Here is a 12,178-nt window from a genome sequence, read left to right as displayed (position 1 = left end):
GAAATCCACTAGGGGCGCCTTCATGGCTGAGATAAAGCGAATGAGCTTTGGTCCCTTTGAACCTGATCTGGGTTATGCCAGCGTAGGAAAGTGGGAAAGTGAGTTCATCGCGAGCAGCTTCGTTTTGCTTTTTTTAGCATAGGGAAGCTCTATTATTCGCGTATGTTTGCACATTCTGCCGCTTCTTCGCCGGAGCGGTTTTTTTGTTGCCCTCTGGTTGAACAAGCATGCAAGCAAGCGGAGCGCCTCTTGGCGTATTTGTTTGTGAGGCGTTTATCTCGCCTAATAGAATGGGAGCAAAGGAACAGGCGCCGGGCGCTGCATTTTCCAACTGAATTTACGTCTAAAGGCCTCCTGGTGGATCTTCATAATGCCATGGGAGGTTTTTTAGCATATGACGATCTTTATGAATCCGCTGCCGGGCAGCAGCAAGGTGTACGAGTCGGGATCAAGCTTGGATATTTGGGTGCCAATGCGCGAAATTGAGCTCGAAGCGAGCACAGGCAGAAACGGAGAAAAAATACCGAATGCGCCGATTCGCGTGTATGACGCGAGTGGGCCATATACCGATACCGCTTATGAGGCGGATGTTCACAAAGGGCTGCCGCATGTAAGGGGAGAGTGGATTGAAGGTCGAGGAGATGTAGAGCGGTACGACGGACGCAGCGTAAAGCCGGAGGATAACGGTTTTAGGACGGCCGAGAAGGCGAATGAGCGCGGAGCGGAGCTTTTTCCAATAACGACGCGGCCACTGCGGGCGAGAAAAGGACATAATGTCACCCAGCTTCATTATGCGCGCCAGGGAATCATCACCCATGAAATGGAATTTATTGCGATAAGAGAAGGGATGGACCCTGAATTTGTCCGCTCGGAGATTGCCCTTGGGCGTGCGATCATACCAGCTAATATTAATCATCCCGAGATCGAGCCGATGATAATTGGGCGGAAATTTCATGTGAAAATCAATGCGAATATTGGCAATTCAGCAGTAGCTTCTTCTATTGAGGAAGAGGTAGAGAAGATGACATGGGCGACGCGCTGGGGTGCGGATACGATTATGGATTTGTCTACAGGCAAAAATATTCATACGACGCGCGAATGGATTATTCGCAATTCCCCGGTTCCGGTCGGCACCGTGCCGATTTATCAGGCGCTGGAGAAGGTAAATGGCAAAGCGGAGGATCTATGCTGGGAGGTGTTCCGCGATACGCTCATTGAGCAGGCGGAGCAGGGGGTTGATTATTTTACGATCCATGCAGGCGTATTGCTTCGCTATATTCCGCTAACAGCCAAGCGGGTGACGGGCATCGTGTCGCGTGGCGGGTCGATTATGGCGGCATGGTGCCTGGCCCACCATCAAGAGAACTTTTTATATACGCATTTTGAGGACATTTGCGAAATTATGAAGGCTTACGATGTTTCGTTCTCGCTAGGCGATGGCTTGCGTCCGGGCTCGATAGCCGATGCCAACGATGCAGCGCAGTTTGCCGAGCTGGATACGCTGGGCGAGCTGACGAAAATCGCCTGGAAGCATGATGTGCAAGTGATGATCGAAGGACCGGGACATGTGCCTATGCACTTGATTAAAGAAAATATGGACCGCCAGCTGGAGGTGTGCGATGAAGCGCCTTTCTACACGCTGGGGCCGCTGACAACGGATATTGCTCCCGGTTATGACCATATTACATCGGCTATTGGCGCAGCTATGATCGGCTGGTTCGGAACTGCGATGCTCTGTTATGTGACGCCGAAGGAGCATCTGGGGCTGCCGAATCGGGATGATGTGAAGGAAGGGGTTATTACGTATAAAATAGCGGCCCATGCCGCCGACCTGGCCAAGGGCCATCCTAGGGCTCGCCTGCGGGACGATGCGCTGTCGAAAGCGCGCTTCGAGTTCCGCTGGCGCGACCAGTTCCACTTATCGCTGGATCCTGAGCGCGCCATGGCGTACCACGATGAGACGCTGCCAGCAGAAGCGGCTAAGTCCGCGCATTTCTGCTCGATGTGCGGACCTAAATTTTGCAGCATGCGCATTACACAAGATATTAGAGAGTACGCCGAGCAAAATGGGCTGGAGACGACAGAGGCCATTGAAGCGGGAATGAAGGAAAAGTCCGAGGCGTTCAAGGAATCGGGAAGCCGCATATATGTTAGCGGGACATAGAAGATTACAGTCAAAAGGCTGCTATAAGCAAGGAGAGGCGGGCGCTGTTAGGCGAACTTTTCCCCGAGCTGCTTCACCTTGGCAAGCCAGCCTTGCCTTTTGGCGAGCGATGATTTTCTGACCTCATACAGCGATGTAAAACGGACGGATTTGACGCCGCAAAATTGCAGAATGTTAATTTTCATCATTTTGTGGCCAGCCATGCCTTGGAAAAAACGATAGTACCAGCCCGGCGAGTCCATCGTGACGATGATCCGGGCTGTTTTTCCTTTGAGCAGCTGCTTGGGAAGATCCTTGCCTTTCACATATTTATAAGCGAAGCCGGGCAGAAAGACGCGGTCAATGAAGCCTTTGAGCAAAGCGGGAGGCCCGCCCCACCAGGTTGGATATACAAAAACAAGATGATCGGCCCATTTGATATGCGCCTGCGCGTCCTGCAGATCCTTCTCTAGTGGTGCTTTGTTATTGTAGCCTCCGACCAGGACGGGATTGAAGTCGAGCTGGGACAAATGAATGGTGCGGACCTCGGCGCCAGCGGCTCCCTCAGCATAAGCGGCAGCCAGCGCCTCGCTGTAGCTTCCTTCAGCGGGATTGCTTTGAATAATTAAAATGTTTTTCATCGTTTTGGAACACTCCTTGAATTTTAGTTAATGAACACTAACCAATAGGTTAAAAAGAAAAGGTCACGAATGACCTATTAAAGCTAATAGATGCCGCTTAATTTGCTCGGCGTCCGGCGCAAGCTGTGCGGGAAGATCGCCATGCATGCTGGATACGGCTAGCTGGGTTATAATGCCGATCACCATGACAGCCGACAGGCGGGCATTTTGCTCTGGAAGCTCGCCGCGCTCGATGCCTTGCTCTATAAAGTCTATTAATGCATCAAGCGGCTGCCTGAGCTGCCCTTCCATCCTTGCTGTATAAAACAGCTCATGCTGCTGGGAAAGCAGCAGCAGTCCGTATTGGTCCTCGTCGTGCATTTGCAGCACCTCGTCGATTAATTGGCGAAACCGGCTGGCGCTGCTGCCATCCTTCTGCACATAATAATCGATTAAAGCGGTGTAGCTGGCACAATCCTGCTCAAAGATTTCCAAAGCAACGGCATCCTTGCTTTTAAAATGCTTGTAAATCGCCGCATCCGTTACGCCGGCAGCCTGCCCAATTTCTTTGACGGAAACGCCGTCAACACCCTTCGTGGCAAACAGCAGCATCGCCGCCTGCAAAATATCCTTTTTTTTACTATCGGCATGTGATTTTTTGTTCATGTTTGTATTGTAAGTGAACACTAACCAAAAATCAAGAGGCAATAAAAACAGAGATGATGGATTTTTAAGAGGATACGATTCTTTCATTGAAATCTAAGCCTATATAAGTTTTCCCCTTATAATAGGCTTAGATTTCATCGCGAAACGGTAGCTTTGCCGCCAGAGGATGGCGGTAGCCGTTTACGCTTGAATAAACAAACAAACTTTGGTATATTTGAAAACGAGAATCGTTATCATGAAGCCATTTTATTTGGTATGAAGGGAAAGGTAGCTGCATCATGTCGTTGAAACAGGAGCAAAAACAGGAATTGAAGCAGATGAGGCAGCGTTCAAGGCCCCTAGTAGCGAGCATCATTCTGATCGTTGGCACAGCTGCTGTGTTATTTGGCCTTGCTTTATCTATTTCAGTCGGAGCAGCTAAAATTAGCTTATCCACGGTTTGGACCGCCGTCTTTTATTTTAATCCAGATATTACCCAGCATCAGATTATTCAAGAGCTGAGGATGCCAAGGGCACTTGCAGCTGCACTTATAGGAGCGGCCTTCGCGGTATCAGGCTCCGTTATGCAGGGGATGACCCGAAATCCACTCGCTGACCCGAGCTTGCTCGGTCTTAATGCGGGCGCAGGTTTTGCGCTGGCGCTTTGCTTTGCTTTTTTCCGTGGCATGTCTCATTTGGAAATTATGATTATTTGTTTCTTTGGAGCGGCGCTTGCCGCAGGTATCGTTTACGGTATCGGCTCGCTCGCCAAGGGCGGCTTGACGCCTGTCCGGCTGACGCTTGCGGGCGCAGCAATTAGCGCATTGTTCATGAATCTGTCTGAAGGGATTCAAATTCACTTTCAAATTGGACAGGATATTGCTTTCTGGTATGCGGGCGGCATTGCCAATACAAAATGGTCGCAAATTGGCATTGTTGCCCCTTGGATTATCGGCGGCATTTTAGCAGCCATTGCGATTTCACGCTCCATATCCTTGCTCAGCCTAGGCGATGATGTTGCGGTGTCCCTTGGTCAGCGTACGAAGCTGACGAAGACGATCGGCATCATTGTCACGCTCATTTTGGCTGGTGCATCTGTATCCGTTGTCGGAGCGGTCGGCTTTATCGGACTCATCGTTCCCCATGTAGCTCGCTATTTGGTAGGCGTGGACTACCGCTGGATCATTCCTTGTTCCGCCGTGCTTGGTGCGCTTCTGCTCATCGTAGCTGATATTGTAGCGCGTACGATTAATAGTCCATATGAGACGCCGGTTGGCGCTCTGATTGCTATTATCGGTGTTCCGTTCTTCCTTTATCTTGCGATTAAGCAAAGGGGGAGTTTATAGTTATGAGCACCGTTACTTTAATTTCAAAAAGCGAGCAGCGCAGAACGAGACGAGCCATAATAGTCATGACCATTATGGGCGTGCTCATTATTACAGCTTTTGTCATTAGTATGAATACAGGTTTTATTAAGCTGACTCCGCTTGATGTATTTAAAACGTTATTCGGATACGGAACGGCGAAGCAGGAGCTCATTTTATTTGATTTCCGGCTGCCTCGTATCGTCATTTCCGTATTGATTGGCGCAGGATTTGCCGTTTCCGGCTGTGTGATGCAGGGTTTGTTCCGCAATCCGCTGGCCGATCCAGGCTTGCTCGGCATTAATGCTGGAGCAGGGCTGATGGTTATTTTGTATATTTCCTTTTTCCGTGACAATCAGATGGCATCGCCATTTTTTATGCCAATGCTGGCATTCGGCGGGGCTGCGCTTACTGCCTTGCTAATTTATACGCTATCTTATAAACGTTACCACGGACTGCTGCCTACACGGATGATTCTGGTCGGCGTTGCGGTGCAAGCAGGGATTAGTGCGCTTATGATTGTACTCAGCCTTGCGCTTGATCCGAATGACTATCAACTCGTTCAAGTTTGGCTTGTAGGAAATATTTATGGAACAAACTGGAAGTTTGTGCTTGCTGCTTTGCCGTGGATTTTATTATTGATTCCTTACGTTATGTACAAGTCGCGTACAATGAACGTTTTGAACCTCGGCGAACAGATGGCAACGGGACTGGGGTCGCCGGTTGAGAAGGACCGGATGAAGCTGCTTGCAGCAGCGGTAGGTCTGGCTGCAACATGTGTGGCCGTTGGCGGCGGCATTTCCTTTGTCGGGCTGATTGGTCCGCATTTGGCCCGTCGTCTTGTTGGACCGACGCATCAAATTCTCGTTCCGGCTTCCGCGCTAGCGGGAGCATTGCTCGTCATTGTGTCCGATACGCTGGCTCGCTGGGCGTTCCAGCCTTCGGAAATTCCGACAGGTATCGTAATCGCCGTCATTGGTGCTCCCTATTTCCTTTACTTGCTGTCCCGTTCCAAATAGGCGGTTGCAGCTCCATTTATAATCGTTTGTTCAGGCCTTTCGAAGCGCTATGCGTTTTCGAAAGGCCTTTTACTGTATAGAAGTGAAATGGGCGCTGCCGTGAGAGAACGGGAATGTCCTTTTGAACTTATGCGTAATGGCTGGGGGTGTCTGCTTTCATGTGAACGGCCATCTGTCATGTTTCTGCTTGGCAGTCTTAGAAAATCAAGTAACGAGCCTATAGGTTTGTGCATATATTGCCTAAGACAAATCAGGTGGAAGAAGGAGAGGGCAATGGCGAAAAGCAGAAAACCAGGTAGCTCAAGAAGAAAAAGGCCGCTTTTTTACGTTGATAATCCGAATGCTTCTGAATTGAAATGGCTCGATGAATTAAATAGCAAAAAGGCGCAAGCCCAAGCAGCCCAGAAGCAGGCTGAAACTAAGCCATCGAATGCTGGGGAGACAAAGTCGGTAAGCATCAATGCGATTGTGGTACCTGAAGCGTCATTCAGCATTGACCAGCTGCAAGATGAAGAAGGAGAGCTGCTGCCAAACGAGGCTGAGACAGAACCGCAAAGTATTCAATTGGATGGGAAACAAGAATCGTCGCAAATATTTAAGCAAGAGGCGCCACCACAGAATGTGCAGGAGGAACTGGTGCTGGACGTTGACCAGCCATTTGAGCTTGCATTTGCCAGTACCCATGAAGAGATTGCTGAACTGAGTCATGAAGAGAATGTTGGACTGAGCCATGAAGAGAAGCTGGCGTTGGTAGCGGAGAAACAAAATCCTGAGCTTGGCGGGCCGAATCCATTTATTTATACCGACGATTTAGTGGATGGTTCGGTTACGGGCGACAAAATTGCCCCAGCTTCAATTGATTCCACAAAGCTATGTGCGGGTAGCATAGATTCAGCAGCGGTGCAGGATTATGCGATTGAAGCGATTCACATTGCTAAGGGAGCTGTATCCGGCACCAAAATCGCACCAGAAGCGATAATATCGGAACATCTGGCAAACAATGCTATCGCAGGAGCAAAGCTGGCAGATGGCTCCGTAACGGGAGAGAAGCTGCAAAATAACAGCGTAACTTCCGAGAAGCTCGCAGATCGTACGATCGGTTCCGACAAATTTGCCGATGGCTCGATTGAAGCGAGGCATTTGAAACGGCTGTTAGTAACGGAAGAATTGCTTGGACAGCAGTCTGTCACCGCTAGCAAAATCAAAAGCGGAGCCGTCCGTCCTGAGCACCTTTCGAATGATGCAGTAAACAATTCCAAGCTCGCCGATGGAGCTGTAACCCGCTCCAAGCTGCGTGATGGCTCTGTGCATACGGAGAAGCTAGCCCCAGAGTCCATCGATTCCGTGCATATTAAACCTGGGGTGTTGCTCGCTGAGCATGTTGCCGTCGGAGTAATATCGGGAAAGCATTTGGCCCCAGGCGAAATAAGCGCCCAGCATCTGGAAGCCGGCGTGGTCGGAGCAAGGGAATTGCAGCCGAACGCAGTAGACGCCGAGCGTCTAGCAAGCGGAGCGGTGTCCAGCGCTCATTTGCAGGCGGGGGCCGTTCTGGGGCAGAATATCTCACCGCGCCAAATCGAAAGCGGACATCTCGTTGATCAAGCTGTAACAGCCTCCAAGCTGATGGATCAATCCGTATCGACAATCAAGCTGGTTGATCATGCCGTCACTGTTTCCAAGCTTTCGGAGCAAAGTGTAACTGCGGCAAAGCTCGCCGATGATGCTGTGCAATCCCGACATTTGAGCCGTTTCAGCATAACATCTGAGAAAGTAGCGGACGGACAAATACACAATCGTCATTTGGCGGTAAATACCGTATCTGGCGTCCAGCTGCGGGAAGAGGCGGTTGGTACGGAGCATTTGCGCAGCGGTTCCGTCACAGATGAGAAAATTGCGCCGGGAGCGATTCGGGTGCAGCATTTGACGGATGCGGCTGTTGGCACCAGACAGCTTGCGGAACAAAGCGTCACCTCGGCAAAGCTGGCTGCTGGAGCTGTATCTGCTGCGCATCTTGCAGATAATTCGGTAGATACAAAGCAATTGCGTGATGAAGCGATCACGTTTCACAAAATCGCGCCGGAAGCGCTGCGGGCGTACCATTTTGCAAATGGAGCTGTTACGGGAGAGGCCGTGTCGCCTGAAACGATAACGGCTAATCATTTACAGCCGCATATTATTCATGAGAAGCATGTAGCGAATGAGGCGATTACAACTCGAACGCTCCATGATGGCGCCGTGACGAGCGCAAAGCTTGCTTATGAAGCTGTGACAGAAAGATATATTGCGCCTGGCGTTGTATCTTCCCATCATTTGGCAGATCACAGTGTCAATTCTCTCAAGCTTTCCCCGGAAGCGGTGACGTCGGATAAGCTCGCGGATTACAGTGTAACGGGAGCAAAGCTTGCTGAAGCAAGTGTGACAGGAACTAAGCTTGCCCCAGGAACCATTCAAGGCGAGCACATCGCTCCAGCCGTTATTGATGGCATGCACATTCAGCTAGGCTCGCTTAAGAAAGAGCATCTGCAAAGCGGGATTATTGTGGCCTCCCATTTGCAGCCTGGAGCGGTTGGAAGTGAGCAGGTTGCTGACTTAGCGATTCACTCAGCGAAATTGGCGCTGGATGCTGTGAATCCGAAGCACATTGCAGGCGAAGCGATTCACAGCCGTCATTTATCCAATGGATCGGTGCTGGGCATTCATGTGCAGGAAGGCAGCATCCGCGATGTTCATTTAGCGGAAGGAGCTGTGACAGCGGCGAATCTGGCGGAAGCAAGCGTTGCAAGCGAGCATATTCAGGAGGCGGCAATCACCAGCGCAGCGCTCCAGCCGCTTATTATCAGTACGGAGCATTTGCAAAGTCAGGCGGTGACTGCTGAACAACTGGCCCCGCTTTCCGTAGGAGAAAAGCATATTCAGCCATATAGCATCAGCGAGGAGCATTTGGCTATAAACAGCGTAGCCAGTGCTAATTTGCAGGATGGCAGTGTGACTGAGGCAAAGCTTGGCAAGGATTCCGTATCTGGGGACCATTTGCAGCTGGAGACGATAGCCGGCAAGCATCTTCGTGCCGAAACGGTGCAGGGCTATCATATTCGAAAAAACTCGCTATCTATAGCGCATCTCGCAGCCGATATTATTACGGTTGACCGTGCCGAGGATGAGAGCATTTTTGGAAGCAAGCTCAAAAATGGCTCAATCCGAGCTGAGAAGCTGGCGGATGGCTGCGTCACGACGGGGAAATTAGGTGAAGCGAGTGTGACGGCGTCGAAGCTGGCCTTTGCCAGCGTAAGCAGTGAAGCGCTGGCGGAAGGAGCCGTAATCGCCGAACATCTGACAGCAGAGAGCGTAACGAGCGATAAGCTAGCAGACGGCAGTGTCACGACGGAAAAGCTGGGCGATGCAAGCATAACGCGGTCGAAGCTGGCTTTTGCGAGCGTAAGCAGTGAGGCGCTGGCAAAAGGAGCTGTGAAGGCGGAGCATCTGTCGACAGACAGCATAACGAGCGACAAAATCACGTATGGAGCTGTTGCCGCTGAGCATTTGGCGACGGATAGCGTGACGAGCGATAAGCTGGCAAATGGCAGTGTCACGACGGAAAAATTAGGTGAAGCGAGCATAACGGGTTCGAAGCTGGCCTTTGCGAGCGTGAGCAGTGAAGCGCTGGCGGAAGGAGCCGTAATCGCCGAACATCTGACAGCAGAGAGCGTAACGAGCGAAAAGCTAGCAGACGGCAGTGTCACGACGGAAAAGCTAGGCGATGCAAGCATAAAGCGGTCGAAGCTGGCTTATGCGAGCGTAAGCAGTGAAGCGCTGGCAAAAGGAGCCGTGAAAGCAGAGCATCTGTCGACGGACAGCATAACAAGCGACAAAATCACGTATGGAGCTGTTGCCGCTGAGCATTTGGCGACGAATAGCGTGACGAGCGATAAGCTGGCGAATGGCAGTGTCACGACGGAAAAGTTGGGCGAAGCGAGCATAACGGCGACGAAGCTGGCCTTGGCGAGCGTAGACAGTGAAGCGCTGGCGGAAGGAGCCGTGAAAGCAGAGCATCTGTCGACGGACAGCATAACAAGCGACAAAATCACGTATGGAGCTGTTGCCGCTGAGCATTTAGCGACGAATAGCGTGACGAGCAATAAGCTATCAAATGGCAGTGTCACGACGGAAAAGCTGGGCGAAGCGAGCATAACGGGTTCGAAGCTGGCTTATGCGAGCGTAGACAGTGAGGCGTTGGCGTATGGGGCCGTTAAGGCGGAGCATCTGTCGGCAGAGAGCGTAACGAGCGAAAAGCTAGCAGATGGTTGCTTCTCAACGGAAAAGCTGGGCGAAGCGAGCATAACGAGGTCGAAGCTGGCCTTTGCGAGCGTAGGCAGTAAGGCGCTGGCGGAAGGAGCCGTAAAAGCGGAGCATCTGTCAACAGGCAGCATAACGAGCGACAAAATCACGTATGGAGCTGTTGCCGCCGAACATTTGACGACGGATAGCGTGACGAGCGATAAGCTGGCGAATGGCAGTGTCACGACGGAAAAGCTGGGCGAAGCGAGCATAACGGGTTCGAAGCTGGCCTTTGCGAGCGTAGACAGTGAAGCGCTGGCGGAAGGAGCCGTGAAGGCAGAGCATCTGTCGACGGACAGCATAACGAGCGACAAAATCACGTATGGAGCTGTTGCCGCTGAGCATTTAGCGACGAATAGCGTGACGAGCAATAAGCTATCAAATGGCAGTGTCACGACGGAAAAGCTGGGCGAAGCGAGCATAACGGGTTCGAAGCTGGCTTATGCGAGCGTAGACAGTGAGGCGTTGGCGGAAGGAGCCGTGAAAGCAGAGCATCTGTCAACAGGCAGCATAACAAGCGACAAAATCACGTATGGAGCTGTTGCCGCTGAGCATTTGGCGACGAATAGCGTGACGAGCGATAAGCTAGCGAATGGCAGTGTCACGACGGAAAAGCTGGGCGAAGCGAGCATAACGGGTTCGAAGCTGGTCTTTGCGAGCGTAGACAGTGAGGCGTTGGCGGAAGGAGCCGTGAAGTCGGAGCATCTGTCAACAGGCAGCATAACGAGCGACAAAATCACGTATGGAGCTGTTGCCGCTGAGCATTTGGCGACGGATAGCGTGACGAGCGATAAGCTAGCGAATGGCAGTGTCACGACGGAAAAATTAGGTGAAGCGAGTGTAACGCGGTCGAAGCTGGTCTTTGCGAGCGTAGACAGTGAGGCGCTGGCGGAAGGAGCCGTGAAGGCGGAGCATCTATCGGCAGAGAGCGTAACGAGCGAAAAGCTAGCGGATGGCTGCTTCACATCGGAAAAGTTGTGCGAAGCGAGCATAACGGCATCGAAGCTGGCCTTTGCGAGCGTAGGCAGTGAAGCGCTGGCAGAAGGAGCCGTGAAGGCGGAGCATCTATCGGCAGAGAGTGTAACGAGCGAAAAGCTAGCGGATGGCTGCTTCACAACGGAAAAGCTGGGCGAAGCGAGCATAACGGCATCGAAGCTGGCCTTTGCGAGCGTAGGCAGTGAAGCGCTGGCAGAAGGAGCCGTGAAGGCGGAGCATCTATCGGCAGAGAGCGTAACGAGCGAAAAGCTAGCGCATGGCAGTGTCACGACGGAAAAATTAGGTGAAGCGAGTGTAACGAGGTCGAAGCTGGCCTTTGCGAGCGTAGGCAGGGAAGCGCTGGCAGAAGGGGCTGTGATCACCAAGCATCTATCGGCAGAGAGCGTAACGAGCGAAAAGCTAGCAGATGGCTGCGTCACAACAGAAAAGCTGGGCGAAGCGAGCATAACGGCATCGAAGCTGGCCTTTGCGAGCGTAGGCAGTGAAGCGTTGGCAGAAGGGGCTGTGATCACCAAGCATCTATCGGCAGAGAGTGTAACGAGCGAAAAGCTAGCGGAAGGCAGTGTCACAACGGAAAAGCTGGGCGAAGCGAGCATAACAGCGACGAAGCTGGCCTTTGCGAGTGTAGGCAGTGAGTCGCTGGCGGAAGGAGCCGTGAAGGCGGAGCATTTGTCGACCGACAGCGTAACGAGTGACAAAATCACGCATGGTGCTGTCACCGCCGCGCATCTAGCGCCTGCCAGCGTAACGGTATCGGCTCTTGCTTTTTCGCCAATCGTTGGTCGGAGGGGCAGCATTAGCAAGCAGCAATTTGGGTTATGCCCGTACAGCTTTCCTCCTGAGAAACAGCAGTTAGAGCAGGTTATTCTTTTTGACGAACCGTTCGCAAGCAATCAATATGTGCTTACAGCAACGACCGATCACCCGGCCTGCTATGTATGCATTCAAGCGAAGGAGCCGGGGCATGTCATCCTATCCATTAATCGCCGTTTTTTCAGTGAGGCTTTCATCGGCACCATCAACTGGATTGCAATCGGACAATAAGGTTTGCTTAAA

At 51.8% G+C, this 12,178-nt stretch carries 6 protein-coding genes and 1 riboswitch; of the genes, 4 read left to right on the top strand and 2 right to left on the bottom strand.

Annotation, left to right across the window (positions count from 1 at the left end):
* Positions 1–106, top strand: a riboswitch (TPP riboswitch).
* Between the two features lie 288 nt (positions 107–394).
* Entirely contained in the window at positions 395–2,164 is a 1,770-nt protein-coding gene (gene thiC, locus AC50X8_RS02625; protein WP_056030320.1) for a phosphomethylpyrimidine synthase ThiC, read from the top strand.
* A 47-nt stretch (positions 2,165–2,211) separates the two neighbouring features.
* Here thiC and AC50X8_RS02620 read toward each other — a convergent pair whose 3' ends face one another.
* On the bottom strand, positions 2,212–2,784 hold the full coding sequence (locus tag AC50X8_RS02620) for an NAD(P)H-dependent oxidoreductase (RefSeq protein ID WP_056030317.1): 573 nt from the start codon (positions 2,782–2,784) through the stop codon (positions 2,212–2,214).
* 63 nt (positions 2,785–2,847) lie between these two features.
* Positions 2,848–3,429, bottom strand: a complete 582-nt coding sequence (locus tag AC50X8_RS02615) for a TetR/AcrR family transcriptional regulator (protein WP_056032835.1) — start codon at positions 3,427–3,429, stop codon at positions 2,848–2,850.
* A gap of 278 nt (positions 3,430–3,707) precedes the next feature.
* On the opposite strand from AC50X8_RS02615, the gene AC50X8_RS02610 reads away from it, so the two are divergent.
* The 3 genes from AC50X8_RS02610 to AC50X8_RS02600 all read left to right on the top strand — a co-directional run bounded on the left by AC50X8_RS02610 (position 3,708) and on the right by AC50X8_RS02600 (position 12,166).
* Positions 3,708–4,754 carry a FecCD family ABC transporter permease gene (locus AC50X8_RS02610; RefSeq protein ID WP_056030314.1) on the top strand — a complete coding sequence of 349 codons (1,047 nt, stop codon included), beginning with the start codon at positions 3,708–3,710 and terminating at the stop codon, positions 4,752–4,754.
* 2 nt (positions 4,755–4,756) lie between these two features.
* On the top strand, positions 4,757–5,791 hold the full coding sequence (locus AC50X8_RS02605) for a FecCD family ABC transporter permease (protein WP_056030310.1): 1,035 nt from the start codon (positions 4,757–4,759) through the stop codon (positions 5,789–5,791).
* A gap of 273 nt (positions 5,792–6,064) precedes the next feature.
* A complete protein-coding gene (locus AC50X8_RS02600; RefSeq protein ID WP_494878455.1) occupies positions 6,065–12,166 on the top strand; it encodes a WIAG-tail domain in 6,102 nt (2,033 codons plus the stop codon).
* Positions 12,167–12,178: the final 12 nt, after the last annotated feature.

The organism is Paenibacillus sp. JT22N15, assembly GCF_059383755.1.
This window is presented reverse-complemented; position numbering and strand designations above follow the sequence as displayed.